At 33.7% G+C, this 14928-nt stretch carries 10 protein-coding genes; 2 read left to right on the forward strand and 8 right to left on the reverse strand.

Translation table 11 applies throughout. The features are described from left to right. Window positions 1–387: 387 nt before the first annotated feature. The 4 genes from LPB248_RS08590 to LPB248_RS08605 all read right to left on the reverse strand — a co-directional run bounded on the left by LPB248_RS08590 (window position 388) and on the right by LPB248_RS08605 (window position 6559). Window positions 388–3264 carry a PorP/SprF family type IX secretion system membrane protein gene (locus LPB248_RS08590; protein WP_177211065.1) on the reverse strand — a complete coding sequence of 959 codons (2877 nt, stop codon included), beginning with the start codon at window positions 3262–3264 and terminating at the stop codon, window positions 388–390. A gap of 1 nt (window position 3265) precedes the next feature. Beyond that, window positions 3266–4675, reverse strand: a complete 1410-nt coding sequence (locus tag LPB248_RS08595) for a hypothetical protein (protein ID WP_177211066.1) — start codon at window positions 4673–4675, stop codon at window positions 3266–3268. Window positions 4676–5206: 531 nt separating this feature from the next. Beyond that, on the reverse strand, window positions 5207–5788 hold the full coding sequence (locus tag LPB248_RS08600) for an outer membrane beta-barrel protein (protein ID WP_177211067.1): 582 nt from the start codon (window positions 5786–5788) through the stop codon (window positions 5207–5209). Between the two features lie 192 nt (window positions 5789–5980). Continuing rightward, entirely contained in the window at window positions 5981–6559 is a 579-nt protein-coding gene (locus tag LPB248_RS08605; protein ID WP_177211068.1) for an outer membrane beta-barrel protein, read from the reverse strand. Between the two features lie 149 nt (window positions 6560–6708). On the opposite strand from LPB248_RS08605, the gene gldA reads away from it, so the two are divergent. After that, window positions 6709–7605, forward strand: coding sequence for a gliding motility-associated ABC transporter ATP-binding subunit GldA (gene gldA / locus LPB248_RS08610; RefSeq protein WP_177211069.1), 897 nt, complete (start codon window positions 6709–6711; stop codon window positions 7603–7605). Between the two features lie 345 nt (window positions 7606–7950). Further along, on the forward strand, window positions 7951–10071 hold the full coding sequence (locus LPB248_RS08615) for an outer membrane beta-barrel family protein (protein WP_177211070.1): 2121 nt from the start codon (window positions 7951–7953) through the stop codon (window positions 10069–10071). Window positions 10072–10163: 92 nt separating this feature from the next. Here the strand turns inward: LPB248_RS08615 and LPB248_RS08620 are convergent, their stop codons facing one another. The 4 genes from LPB248_RS08620 to metF all read right to left on the reverse strand — a co-directional run bounded on the left by LPB248_RS08620 (window position 10164) and on the right by metF (window position 14852). Then, entirely contained in the window at window positions 10164–11564 is a 1401-nt protein-coding gene (locus tag LPB248_RS08620) for a pyridoxal phosphate-dependent decarboxylase family protein (protein ID WP_177211071.1), read from the reverse strand. An 80-nt stretch (window positions 11565–11644) separates the two neighbouring features. Then, window positions 11645–12868 carry a dicarboxylate/amino acid:cation symporter gene (locus LPB248_RS08625; RefSeq protein WP_177211072.1) on the reverse strand — a complete coding sequence of 408 codons (1224 nt, stop codon included), beginning with the start codon at window positions 12866–12868 and terminating at the stop codon, window positions 11645–11647. A 171-nt stretch (window positions 12869–13039) separates the two neighbouring features. Continuing rightward, window positions 13040–13693 (reverse strand): class I SAM-dependent methyltransferase, encoded by a 654-nt coding sequence (locus LPB248_RS08630; RefSeq protein WP_177211073.1) that lies wholly within the window; start codon window positions 13691–13693, stop codon window positions 13040–13042. Between the two features lie 202 nt (window positions 13694–13895). Further along, entirely contained in the window at window positions 13896–14852 is a 957-nt protein-coding gene (metF, locus tag LPB248_RS08635; RefSeq protein ID WP_177211074.1) for a methylenetetrahydrofolate reductase [NAD(P)H], read from the reverse strand. Between the last annotated feature and the right edge of the window lie 76 nt (window positions 14853–14928).

Below are 14928 nucleotides of genomic sequence, written 5' to 3' on the forward strand. Positions count from 1 at the left end.
CTATTAACTCATCCCATTTCTTTTAACAGATTTTGAAAAAAGACAAGTAGTATTCTAAATATGATTTAATATGCATGCTTAAAAAAGCAGTAGTTTTTATGTTCTAAAATTCTATTCTAATTACATCTCTATTTTTTCCGACAAACCTTTTTGTTTTAGGAGATCTTTCTGTTTTAGGAGATCTTTCTGTTTTTTTTTAAACTATTGCATTAAGCATATCTAGGAATTTGTTGTGCTTATAATTAAAAATGTAATATTGTGAAAGATTGCACCTGAAAAGAAATCAACCTTTAATTCCATTTTAGCTAGAATAATATCTTTGAATGATGCAATCTTTCAAACGAGAAACAACTAATTAGCATTTTTTAGATGCATATGTTTTCTCTTTCATTTTTCCAGACTATTAATTAACTTTATAACATTTGTCTCTATAGCCTGCTGTTCTTTTTTTAACGCTTCCATTTTTGATAAAAACTTTTTGTTCTGCGCATCATTTTTATTGAGTCCTTTTTTTAATTTCTCGTTGTATAAATTCACCAAATTAATTAGCAATTCTTCCTGCACTTTATTGATTTGTGTGAGTTGTTTTTTTAATACTTCTATCTCATTATTTTCTATCTGAGAATTTGCAGGTATATCTCGCTCTCTATAAGCTCCTTGAAATTTTAAATCATTTTCATTCTTAAGCTCATCTATATCATCGCCTTTTTTAACTGCCATTTGATTTAATCTGCTCAGTAAACTAGCTTGATTCCTGTTTAATACCTGAAGAGTACTCATTAAATCATCAATTGATTTAGTCCCATCATATTTATTTAAATCTCTATCTATGATTAATTGTGATAGTACAGCGTCGGCTTTAGCATTATCTGCTGTTAATCGAGTTTGAACTCCTATATTGCCCTTAGCTTTATTATCTTCTTCCATTTCAGCTTTGCCATTATCTGCCTCTAACTTAACCTTAGTTTCTGCATCAGATTTAGCCTTATTAACTGCTTGCAGTTTGTTCTGGGCTTCCATTTCAGCTTTAGTATTATCTGCTTCTAACTTAGCCTTAGCTTCTGCATCAGATTTAGCCTTATTAACTGCTTGCAGTTTGTTTTGGGCTTCCATTTCAGCTTTAGCATTATCTGCTTCTAGTTTAGCCTTACCTTCTGCATCAGATTTAGCTCTGTTCTCTACAGCCAATTTATTTTTGGCTCCCATTTCAGCTTTTGCGTTATCTGCATCTAACTTAGCCTTAGCTTCTGCATCAGATTTAGCTCTTTTCTCTACAGCCAATTTGTTTTTGGCTTCCATTTCAGCTTGGGCTTTATCTGCTACAAGCTTAGCTTTAGCTTCTGCATCAGCTTTAGCTTTGCTCTCTGCTGCCAGTTTATTTTTAGCCTTCATTTCAGCTTTGGCATTATCTGCCTCTAGCTTAGCTTTAGCCTCTGCATCAGCTTTAGCTTTTTTCTCTACCGCCGCTTTATTTTTGGCTTCCATTTCAGCTTTAACTTTGTTTTCTGCTGCCAGTTTGTCTTTGGCTTTCATTTCGGCTTTTGCATTATCTGCCTCTAACTTAGCTTTAGCTTCTGCATCGGCTTTAGCTTTTTTCTCTACTGCAGCTTTATTTTTGGCTTCCATCTCAGCCTGGGCTTTATCTGCTACAAGCTTAGCTTTAGCTTCTGCATCGGCTTTAGCTTTGCTCTCTGCAGCCAATTTATTTTTAGCCTTCATTTCAGCTTTGGCATTATCTGCCTCAAGCTTAGCCTTAACTTCTGCATCGGCTTTAACTTTTTTCTCTTCGGCCAGTTTGTTTTTGGCTTCTATTTCTGCTTTAGCTTTATTTTCTGCAGCCAGTTTGTCTTGAGCTTTCATTTCAGCTTTTGCATTAGCTGCCTCTAGTTTAGCTTTAGCTTCTGCACTTGCTTTAGCTTTTTTCTCTTCGGCCGCTTTATTTTTGGCTTCCATCTCAGCCTGAGCTTTATCTGCTACAAGCTTAGCTTTAGCTTCTGCATCGGCTTTAGCTTTGTTCTCTTGGGCCAATTTGTTTTTGGCCTTCATTTCAGCTTTGGCATTATTTGCCTCTAGCTTAGCCTTAGCTTCTGCATCGGCTTTAGCTTTTTTCTCTGCAGCCAGCTTGTTTTTGGCTTCTATTTCTGCTTTAGCTTTATTTTCTGCTGCCAGTTTGTTTTTGGCTTTATCTGCCAGTAGCTTAGACTTAGCTTCTGCATCGGCTTTAGCTTTGTTTTCTACTGCCAGTTTATTTTTAGCTTCTTTTTGAGCATCATTTTTCTTCAGCACTTCTGGAGAGTCAGATGGATTAATAATTCCTGTCTCATCATCATCACCGTAATAGTATTTCTTGCTTTTAAATCTATATGCAATGACAAATTCATGGGCTGCTCCAAGATTCGAGAGGTTACCCATTTCTCTCTCATAATTGTATTCAATAGCTATTTTTGGAGTTATATTTATTCCTAAGCCAGCTGATATTCCGTACAAATTGTTATATCCACCTTGCACCCAGAATCCTTTAGGAACTGAAAACATTGCTAATCCTGAAATAACTGTTTTATCCTTTTTGAATTCCGTTTTTAACATCCCAGAAAATTTACTTCTGTCAAAAAAACCGTAAGAATTAATGTAATTTGTATATATAAGATGAGCTTCTACTGCCTTCTCCGGATCGCCTTTTACTATTTGAGAGGTTTTAAAATTATAGAGCAGTAGATTATTTACAGATAAACCAACATCCAAAAAAGAATTACCATAGTTAATACCTGGATTTATCGCCAATAAAGAATTTGAAGGGATGTTGTCTACATTAAGATTTATATCGTTTGTAATAATTTTTCCCTGATTGAGCTTACTATTATAAAAGCCAACATTAGCTCCAAAAGTCAAATTACTGTCTTCTTGCAACATTACATTATGAGCAAAGTTTCCTATAATTCCAAAAGAAGTCATTAGTCCATAATTTTGTTGGAATAGCCCAAGACCGATTCCTTCATTTTCTCTAAATCTTCCTGCATAACTAAACAAATAAGTCTGAGGAGCATTATCAAACTGTACCCATTGACGTTTGCTGTAAAAACTCAAATAACTGTTCTGCTCACGAACAAAACTGAATGTTGGATTAATAGTATATCTATTAAATTTTAATGAATTTCGTGTAGGCATATAAAACGAAACAATCCCATCATGTTCAGCATTGTTTTGAGAATAAACGGAATAGATAGTAACGAAAAGAAAAATCAGGAGGAGTAAAGTTTTTTTCATATTACTTAATTATAGTTATTGATCCTTTTTTTTCCTGCTTATCACGTGTCGTTATGATGTAATAGTATACTGGATTCACGCTTTTAAAATCTTTTATTTCCCATTTAGAAGGTGTATAGTTCACCCCATTAAAAATGACTTCCCCTTGTGAACTAATAATTGTAACATTAGTAGCCGCATTTTTATAAACAACAGGAATATCCCATGAATTAATTGCGCTACTTAAGCTTATTACATTTGGAATATCTTTCAACCCCAAATCAGACACCTGAAAATTAAGCTCTTTAGTAGCTATACAGTTTACTGTTTGCGTAACCACAGCTTTATAGGTTCCCGCTGTTTTAATCAAGTAAGTATTTGATACTGCATCAGGAATAAGAACACCTCCTAAATACCATTTATAATTAGGAGCTTCTGCGTTAGTTGTTATATTTGCTTCAAGAGTTTGATCATTTTGTGTATCAATTGTATTTTCTTTAGGTATATCTAACACTGCTGTAAAATCATTGCTTTGCAGGTTTATCGAACCCGTGCTTTGACAGCTCCCTATACCTACTACAACACTATATACCCCAGGTATTTTAGTACTGTAAGTTTGATTTATTGCGCCTTCAATTAGCACATTATCTCTAAACCATTTGTAGTTAGTTCCTGCAGCGACGCTTAGCGTTGTCTCTCCATCTGTAAGACAAAATGGATTTCCAAGACTAGAGACAATAGCAACATTACTATCTCCTGTAGATTCGGTTATTGTTACTTGATTAGAATATGAATTAGATGTACAGGTTCCGTAATTTGTTTTAGCGTAATATGTTCCAGGCTCTGTTACTGTGTAAGTTCCTTTGGTATCTGATGCCACCAAAGTTTCAGGCAAAAGAAGTCCATTGTTTTTATACCAGTTATACCTAAGTGAGGGATATTTTAAAGGCGAATTATTAGATTCTGTTGCAGCATCAATAGATAAAACATAACTACCTCCAATACAGTAATCTGCTGTTGGTTTAAGATTGTTTATTGTAAATTGATTATTGTGAATTTTATAGTAAACTGAAAATATTTTGCTCCCTACATAAGAGGGAAAAAGAGGACTGGCGATACCGCTAACTTTTTCTTTTATTCTTAAACTATATTTTTCTGAACCAACTAAATCTTGGGGGATCGCAAATTTTATCGTTTTGCGATTCACTGCTAAATCAGTAGTGCTTAGTATTGTTGTTGTTACAGGGTTAGAAAAATCTGCACTATCGGACAATTCTACAACATAACTAGCTGAGTTTGAAAAACCTTGAATCTCAAAAGTTACATTGAATTCGTTGTAATTACTGTCTGCACAAATCTTCTCAAATGGAAGGGTCATTGGTGTAATTACCTGACTGTTTACTTTACTGGTGATTAAAAAAAGTGTAACCAATAAGATGTAGCCATAACATAAATTAAATAATCTATTTTTACAGTATTTACTTGCTACTTCATTCTTATTGCTACTAAATAGATGACTATTTGATTTAAAATGCAGATTACGTAGTTTCTTTTTCATTGAATCAATTATTTAAATTGGAATCAGAAATAAAAACGCCTTAATGACTTAATTTGACGCAACTTTTTAGTTACTCAAACCTTATTGTTTTTTAAAATGGTTTTATTCCCCAACCAATCGCCAAAAATCCAATTAAATAGCCTATCTCTTTGCACTTATATTTTTATAAACTAACAGAATAACGTAAAATAGTATATATCATACTATTACTACAATTAATACCGCTTCATAATTGCAAATTTTAACCTTATAAACAGAAAAATTAATCTCTAAAAAATGTGATCTGCAAAATCTATAATTCATTTATTTCATATATAGCTCCACTAAAGTTGAATAAGTTTATTTCTTTTAAACATAAAAAAGCGCCCCAATTAGAGCGCTTTCCTACTTATAAAAAATCTAAAACTAGAAGTTTTTAGAAATCCCGATATTTACTGTTTTTCCGAAATTGACGAAAAATTTACTATAATCAACATTATCATTATCGTAGTTTAATGTTTCATATCCTAAACCACCAATACTAAAATTTAGACCAAAACCTTTTTTCATATTAATAAAAAGGGCTGGAGTGATACCTGTATAAAAACCATTTGCTTTATTATCTGATACAAGCGATCCATTTTCGTAATTTTTGAATTTTTGATTTTGAAACCCAGCCCCCAAATCAGCAAAAACTGAAAAAGTTTCGTTCAATGGCATTGTATAACGTACAAAAGCACCTGTTTTAAAGTTATTGGCTTTGCCTTCACCTTCTCCAAGAGTGCTTTTTGAAGATACTACCGAAAATTCGACTCCAGCTGTCCAATTATCATGAAATTGATATCCGATTTTTGGAGAAAACTGAAAAACATTGTTTTTTGCTGATGCAATTTCTCTATCAGTTTTCTCAGAACTATAACCAATATTTCCTCCAACTAAAATTGTTCCCTTTTGGGCATTTGCAAAGCTAACCATAGCTAATGCAAGAATAAGTAGCATTTTTTTCATATGTGATTTTTATTAAGATTTCACATACAACAAACAATTAAAATACCAATACAGAACCGTAATTATTTTCTTAACAATTAATTAAAAACAACTCATTTTAAGTAGCTTAAAAATTAAAATAACAACAAGAAATAGTTATAAAAAAAGCGCTCCGTTTGGAGCGCTTTCTGAAATTGAATATAAAACTAAAGATTAGAAGTTTTTAGAAATTCCAATACTTGCTGTTTTACCAAAGTTGAAATTAAATTTGCTTACATCTGGACCGTTGTTGTCATAATTTAATGTTTCGTATCCTAAACCTCCAATGCTAAAGTTAAGACCAAAACCATTTTTCATGTTAATGAAAAGAGCAGGAACTACACCAATATACATTCCGTCTCCTTTAGCTTTTGAGTAGTTTGCTCCGACGTAATCTTTTTCAGTTCTGTTTTGGAAACCAGCTCCTAAATCTGCGAATACTGAGAAAGTTTGGCTTAATGGCATAGTGTAACGAACGAATGCACCAAATCTAGAAGTATTTGTTTTGTATTCATTTACACCTTGATCATCTTTTGAAGAAGCAACTGTAAACTCACCTCCAACTGTCCAGTTTTCGTGAAATTGGTAACCTACTTTTGGAGAAAAAGCAAATTCGTTTGATTTTCTTTCAGCATTACCATAATCTCTTGTTTCAGAAGAATAAGAGATGTTTCCTCCTACTAATACTGTTCCTTTTTGTGCGTTTGCAAAACTGCAGATAGCTAAAGCAGCCATCACTAAAATTTTTTTCATGATTTGGGTTTTATTTTAATTTTAGCATTCCTTTAACAATAACGATGCCGTGAATACTGGTGCTGTTGATTTTTTTTATAATTACTTTAGGAGATAAATTTTTAGCAATAGAGACTATTTCTGTTTACTTTTGTAACAAATAAAAAGCCATGTCGATAGAAGTAAACAGTATATCAAAAAGTTACGGAGAGCAAAAAGCTTTAAATGAAATTTCTTTTAAAATTGAGAAAGGGGAAATCGTGGGATTTCTTGGTCCCAACGGAGCTGGAAAATCTACTTTAATGAAAATTTTGACCACTTATTTACTTGCCGATAGTGGCTCAGCCCTTGTAAATGGTCACGATGTCATGACAAATACAAAAGAAGTACAACGTTCGATCGGGTATTTACCAGAACATAATCCGTTGTATTTGGATTTGTATGTTCGTGAATATTTGGCATTTAATGCCGATGTTTACAACGTGCCAAAATCAAGAATAGAAGAAGTTATTCAACTGACAGGACTGACACCAGAAAGTCATAAAAAGATTGGTCAGCTTTCTAAAGGATATCGTCAACGTGTTGGATTGGCAAATGCTTTACTTCATGATCCAGAAGTTTTAATTTTGGATGAGCCAACTACCGGACTGGATCCGAATCAGTTAATGGAAATTCGTAACGTGATTAAAAATGCGGGGAAAAATAAAACTGTTTTTTTATCTACACACATTATGCAGGAAGTGGAAGCAATTTGCGATCGTGTCATAATTATTGACAAAGGACAAATTGTTGCAGACAATAAATTAGATCATTTGGTTACTGCCAATAAAGAGCAAGTTATTGAAGTAGAGTTTGATTATAAAGTCGAAGAACAGCTTTTGGCTAGACTAGAAAACATCTCCTCTTACATTAATACACATGACATGACATGGGAACTAACTTTTGTCACAGATAAGGATATGCGCCCAGCTATTTTTGACTTTGCGAACGAAAATGGTTTAAAAACATTACAATTGAATCAGAAGAATAAAAATTTAGAAGCTGTTTTTAGAGAAATTACTAAGTAAGTTTTCAGTCGCAGTCACGGTTTTCAGTTAGAAAAGCGGTTTGTTTTTAAATAAAACAAACCGCTTTTTTTATTTATGCACTTCTTATAATCAAGAAATTACGTTAAAATTAGAAAAATTAATTCTATTTTTATTTAGACTTATTATAAATAGTTATATATTTGGCCTATCAAATTTTAAATGCCACATTATGTTACGTATACTCCGTACCCTTAAAAAACGTATTTCAGTTGTTTCAAATCAAGCGTTAGATCTTCAAAAAAAGTTTTCAGAAGAATTAGAACGAATTGTTCTTCAATAAATCTGATAAAAAAACAAGATTAAAATTGGCTAAATTAAAACAGCATGAAAAAAATTATAACCTCCATGATGCTTGCTTTTTCGGTATATGGATATTCACAGACAGAAGAAAAAGAAACAGACAGTATTGTTGAAACCGCTATTAATGCTTTAGATGAAATCGTGATTACTAAAAAGAAAGTACTTTATACTCAAAAATCTGATCGTTTGGTTTTCAATGTAGAAAACAGCATCGTTTCTGAAGGCGGGACCGCGCTTGACGTTTTATCTCGTGCGCCAGGCGTTGTCGTGTCTCAGGATGGCGATTTGTCTATTCGCGGACAGCAAGGTGTTGCGGTTATGATAAACGGTAAACTTACACAGCTTTCTCAAAAAGAATTGGCGAATTATCTAAAGGCTACAACCTCATCCAATATCAAACAAATTGAAGTAATTACTAATCCTTCTTCTAAATATGATGCGGCAGGAAAAGCGGGTATTATCAATATTATCTTGAAAAAGCCAAATGCTTCAGGATTAAAAGGTACCGCTTTTGCGAGTTATGGAAGAGGACGAAAAAACAGAACCAATTCTGGCTTCAACTTAAATTACAATAAAGACAAATGGGGCGTTTTCGGAAATTACAGCTATACTTTTCGAGGCGAAGAAGAACATAAAAATTTCGATCAGACGCAATATACAAATCTTACGCATCAGGAAATTATATCCAAAAACCATCAAACCTCTGTTACAGATGAACCATTGACTTCTAATAACTTCAAGATTGGAACGCAATATGAGGTTTCTTCTAAAACAAATTTAGAGTTTTATGTAGATGCCAAAATTGGGCGATATGAAAATATGGCTGATGGGACAAATACAGTATTTAATACTTCAAACCAGCCCATTTTTGATGCTTTGACTTATAACGACAGCAAAGAAAAATGGAATGATTATACTTATGCTTTTTCTGGAGTTCATAAATTTAATACAGAAGGAAAAAACATGTCTTTTGATTTTGAATACGAAACATCGAAGTTTAGATCGAACCAATTTCAAAGCGCAGATAATACAGCAAATGCTACTGTTGTAAATGACCGTCGTGGTTATATTCCTTCTCAGTTAAAAGTTTTTACTGGAAAAGTTGATTTTGTAAATCCATTCAAGGAAAAACAATCTATTGAATGGGGTTTTAAAGCCAGCCTTAAAAACAATGACAATCCATCTGTTTACGAATATTATGAAAATAATGAATGGCTTATCGATTTTAATTCGACCAATCATTTTGAATATAATGAACAGATTTATGCCGCTTATGCGAATTATAAATATCAGTTAGAAAAATTAAATATTCAGGCTGGTTTAAGAAGTGAATACACCGCAATCAATATTGATCAGAAAACATTGAATGAAGAACACAAAGATGATTATTTGAAATGGTTCCCGAGTCTTTCCTTAAAGTATGAATTCACGAGTAATCATTCTGCACATGCATCATATAGCAAAAGAATTAATAGACCAAGTCAGTTTGATTTGAATCCATTTCGTTTTTACGATGACTCGTTCAACTATTCACAAGGAAATCCGAATTTGATTCCAGAGATTACTCATGCTATGGAAATTGGTTATGCCTGGAAAAGCAATTTTATGGCTTCTGTTTATTTCAATAGCACCAAAGATGTTTTTACAGAAGTGTACAATTACAATCCAGACACTAACACCACCGTTACAACTCAAATAAATGTTGATAAATCATACAATTACGGAATCAATATTACCAATACGTCCGAGTTAAACAAATGGTGGTCTGTAAACACTTTATTCAATGTTTTTGAAAATAAATTTATGGGAGACATTTTAAACAGCAATACAATCGATCCTATTATGACTCTGAATGTAAGCGTGCAAAATTCTTTTGCTATAACTGAAACCCTGAAAGCGGAAGGAAATGCACAATATCAGTCCAAATCAAATCTTGGAATTTACCAGAGAGATGGCTTCTTTGATTTCAGCATTGGAATCTCAAAACAAATATTAGCCAAAAAAGGAAACATCAAACTCAATTTTACCGATGTTTTCAACACCAACAATTTTACTATTAAATCTGCAGTCGCGCAAACTACTATTGATAAAAGATATGAGTTAGATAATCGTATTGCGACAATTGCATTTACATACCGAATTTAAAATTTCGTTCTTTAAATACCTTGTTTTTTGTTTTTTTTTTGTGTTAGTCAAGAGCCTGTTCCTTCAAACAGGCTCTTCTACTTTTATAAAGTTTATAATTCCGAAAGCACTTCTCGCATTTCCTCAATTACAAGTTTGACATCATCTTCTGTTGTTCTCCAGTTCACAAAAGAAGCCCTGATTCCTTTTTTACCTTGATAAACCGTTGGTGTCATAAATACTTTTCCCGTATCATTTAAAGCAGATAAAAACTGACTTACTTTTTCTTGATTGTGTTCTCCTTTCAGCGTAAAGCAGACATTATTTAAACGAATTGGTGCCAACAGCTCAAAATCATTTTCTATTAAAGCATTTCCAAAATGCAAAGCCAATGCTGTACTATTTTCGATAATATCTCTAAAACCGTCTTTCCCATAAGCTTTAAGCGAAAACCACACAGGCAACGCACGTAAACGACGAGAATTTTCAGGAAGAACATTCAAATAATTAAAATTCTCCAGCGGATTACCCAAATATGGTGCATTAGAATTTTGGAATGTTTCAATCTGCAAATTGATATGCTTTTTTTTAACTAAATAAAAAGCACTTTCATAAGGTACATTGAGCCACTTATGACAATCGATCGTAATACTATCTGCTCCTTCCCATCCTTGTACTAAATGTTCATATTTTTCTGAAACTGCTGCAAATCCGCCAAATGCGGCATCAATGTGCCACCAGAAATTGTATTTTTCTTTTAGTTTTGAAATTACTTCAAAATCGTCAAAATCGGCTGTATTTACTGTTCCTGCACTAGAAATCAAGATAAATGGTTTTCCGTTTAATTTCTTGATATTTTCTTCCAAATCAGCCATATCAAGAGCTTCACGGTTACCTTCGATCGTTTTTATAGTGGTATAATTCTGGCTTCCAATTCCTAAAAGCGATAAACATTTTATAGAAGAAGAATGCGGGGTTGCAGTTAAAATATGAATCGTTTCTGAAATTCCATTTTTAGCAAAATCTTTCCCAAATTGTTTCCCAATCCACTGTCTAGCAACTGCTAAACTTGTGAAATTCGACATTGTAGCGCCCGTTACAAATCCGCCTAAAAACGTATCTGGAAGTTCTAACAATTGCAATAATAAATTGATGGTTTCAAACTCTATTAATGCCGATGCTCCTCCTTGTGCTTTTACAGCTTGAGTATTCTGATCATACACAGTCGCCAGCCAATCGCCTACAATAGATGCAGGTGTTGAACCGCCTGTAACAAATCCCCAATATCTTGGCCCTGGCGAAGAAACCATCAATGGAGCCAATCTCTCGTTGAATTCCTTTAAAGCTTCGATAGATCCTAAACCTAATTCGTTTAGCTCCGTTTTAGGATCTATTGAATAGGTATTAGATGTTGGAATATTTTCGATATTATTCAGAAAATCAATTCCGTGCTGTTTTGTTTTTTCTAAGATATTCTCAAAATTGTTGAGATCGTGTTGTAGTATTGAATTCATAAGTTTGTTGTATTAGTTATGTCGCGCAGATTGCGCGGATGAGGAAGATTAATAAAAATTTTGATTGTTTTAAAGAACAGCTACCACTTCGTCTTTTCAGAGAATCTCGAAACCATCATCGAACAGATTACATCTCCATTGGCATTTAGTAAAGTAGCAATTGGGTCAACCAATGTCCCTAAAATCATGGCGACTGGCAAAGCTTGTTCCATCGGAAAACCGTAAACTGTTATGGCTAAAATTTCTCCAATATAGCCTCCGTTTGGAATACCTCCTTCGACAATTGAAACTACCACTGTAATCCCGAGTGCTAAAAGAATCGTCATCGGGTCTGAAAAATCTTTACCAAACATGGCAAACAAAAAAGTTATTTTTAAGATGGACGACATACTCGATCCATCTTTATGCAAAGGTGCTCCAAGCGGAATTACCAAATTACGTACGTGAGCCGGAATTCCCATTTTTTCTGCTGCTGCTAAATTGGCCGGAATAGTCGCAATACTGCTGCAAGTTCCAACTGCTGTTAGAGAAGGCATTATGTTATTGCTCCAAAAAACTTTAAAAGCTCTTTTTCCGCCAGAGACAAGGGCATACAAACTAAAGAACACAAAGAAATAGAAAATACAGGCGGCATAATAAACTGCCATCGGTTTTGCATAAACTCCCAACAATTGCGGTCCAAAAACTCCAACTTGATAAGCAAAATAAGCTCCTAAACCAATTGGTGCAAATTTCATTATAATGTTCAAAAGCTGTTTCATTACCTCGTTTCCTGAATCTAAAAAACTTTTGAAAGCATTTCCTTTTTCTCCTGACTGTAAAGTGGCAAAACCGACTAAAAAAGAGAAAATAATCAAGGCCAGCATGCTTTTTCGTGATAATAATTCAAAGAAATCATTGGCTGTAAGCAGTTTTGCTATCTGATCTCCTGCCGATCCTGATGCTACTTCTTCAAACGGAACTTTAGCAATAGCGATATCTTCATGAATCGGAAAAAGATAAACCGCACAAATCATCACAATTGCTGATATCAAAATTGTTGCGAGAAAAACCAATACCATTATGACAAACAGTTTTCCCAATTTTTCTGTTCTTTCCAGATTGGCTACCGAAGAACCGATTGTAAAAAAGATAAGCGGAATAATGGCTGTAAAAAGTAAATTCAGGAATATATCACCAATAGGCTTTATGATCAAAACTTTCTCTCCGAAAACCAATCCAAAAATACTTCCAATTATAATTCCGCCAAGAAGCCATAAAATGCTGCTGTAACTCTGTAAAAAATTGATTTTCTTAACTTCCATAATGTAGAGAATTATAATTCAGAAAGATTAAATAATAAAGTAATGAAAGTACTCAAAAAAGGATTGCAAAAATTGATTGGTTATTTTTTTGCCACAGATTATAGGGATTAAAATGATTTTCTAATCTGTGCTAATCTTTTTATTCCGATAGCTATCGGAAGTGGCAAAAAATTATTTCTCCAGAACAATAGTTGTAAAAGCTCTATCAACCAACTCGCCGGTTTTGCTTTTTACTTTTTCATTCTGTGTTTCTGTGTAAACAATCTTAAAATCTGATTTTTTGATTAATTCCTGCGCTTTTTCAGTACTGTACAATTCAAATTCAAATTGCGTAAAAGGCAGTTTTTTCATGAAATCTTCTTCTGCAAATGTCAAACAGAAAGTACCGTTTGATTTTAAAACTCTATAGATTTCTGAAAGTAACTCTTCAGGCTTCTGCCAGAAATAAATGGTATTTACTGTAAATATTTTATCGAATAATCCATCTTCAAACGGAATTGTGTTTCCGTCATAAAGCGAAAAGAAAGCTTGTTTTTGAGATACAAAATTTCGATTAATCTGGCGCGCTTCCTGAAACATCAATTCTGACATTTCCAGTCCGTAGTATTTTAGATTTTTGGCTTGTTCAAACAAAAATTCTACATGACCAGCGTTTCCGTGGCCAAGTTCTAGAATTCTGTTTTCGCTTGAAATATTTAGATTCTGAATCGAATGTTTGGTCATATTGATGTTCGTTTCGTTCATCATATTGGCCATTTCGATTCCTTTTTCTCCTGATGGATGTTTTAATTGAGAGGCTATGGCTTGTAGTTCTTCTTGTTTCATAATGGTTATTTTTAAATTCCAATTAAAAAATTCCAACTTTTTTGTCATTCCGAGGAACGAGAAATCACACTAGAAACTCCGCAAAGTAGATCGCCAATCTTTGTCAACACCCGAGTGAGATTCCTCGTTCCTCGGAATGACAAACTTTACTTGAACAACTTTGTCAAAGTTTAAAACTTTGACAAAGTTCCTCGCAAAGACCTTAAAAAACCTTACTTGCAATCTGGCGGATATTCTCAGATTTACCCATTGAATAATAGTGTAAAAACGGAACTCCAGCAGCTTTTAATTCTAATGATTGCTGAATCGCCCATTCGATTCCCACTTGTTTGATTTCAGCGTTATTTTTGCATTTGTCTACAGCATCGATTAAATCTTCTGGCAAATCGATTCTGAAAATTTGCGGTAAAACCTGTAAATGTCTTTGAACAGCGATTGGTTTAATTCCAGGAATAATCGGAATTGTGATTCCCATTTCTCTTGCTTTTTCTACAAAAGCAAAATATTTTGAGTTATCAAAAAACATTTGTGTTACCACGTAATCAGCACCTGCATCAACTTTTTCTTTTAATCTTTTTAGATCTGATTGTAAAGATGGTGATTCTAAATGTTTTTCAGGATAACCCGCAACACCAATACAGAAGTCAGCTTTATTATCAATATCCATCACTTCGTGCAGATATTTTCCACAATTTAAATCTTTGATTTGACGAACCAAATCAACTGCGTAATGATTTCCTCCTGCTTTCGGTACAAAAGATTGTTCATCTTTCATTGCATCGCCGCGAAGCGCCATTACATTGTTGATTCCTAAATACTGACAATCAACCAGCATGTATTCGGTTTCTTCTTGTGTAAATCCACCGCAAAGCAAATGCGGAACGGTATCTACATTGTATTTATGTTTTATAGAAGCGCAGATTCCAAGCGTTCCCGGACGCATACGAGTCAGCTTTTTATCCAAAAGTCCGTTACCGCGGTCAATGTAAATATACTCCTCGCGAGAAGTTGTTACATCAATAAACGGCGGATTAAACTCCATTAACGGATCAATATTATCATATAACTCCTGAATACTTTTCCCCTTTTGAGGCGGAATAATTTCAAATGAGAATAATGTTTTTCCTTTGGCGTTTTCTATATGTTCTGTTACTTTCATTATCTTTTTTTTGTTTCAAGTTTTAGGTTTCAAGATTCAAGTTGCTTAGCAAACTTGAAACCTGAAACCTGAAACC

The organism is Flavobacterium sp. LPB0248 (assembly GCF_013388355.1).
Lineage (GTDB): Bacteria > Bacteroidota > Bacteroidia > Flavobacteriales > Flavobacteriaceae > Flavobacterium.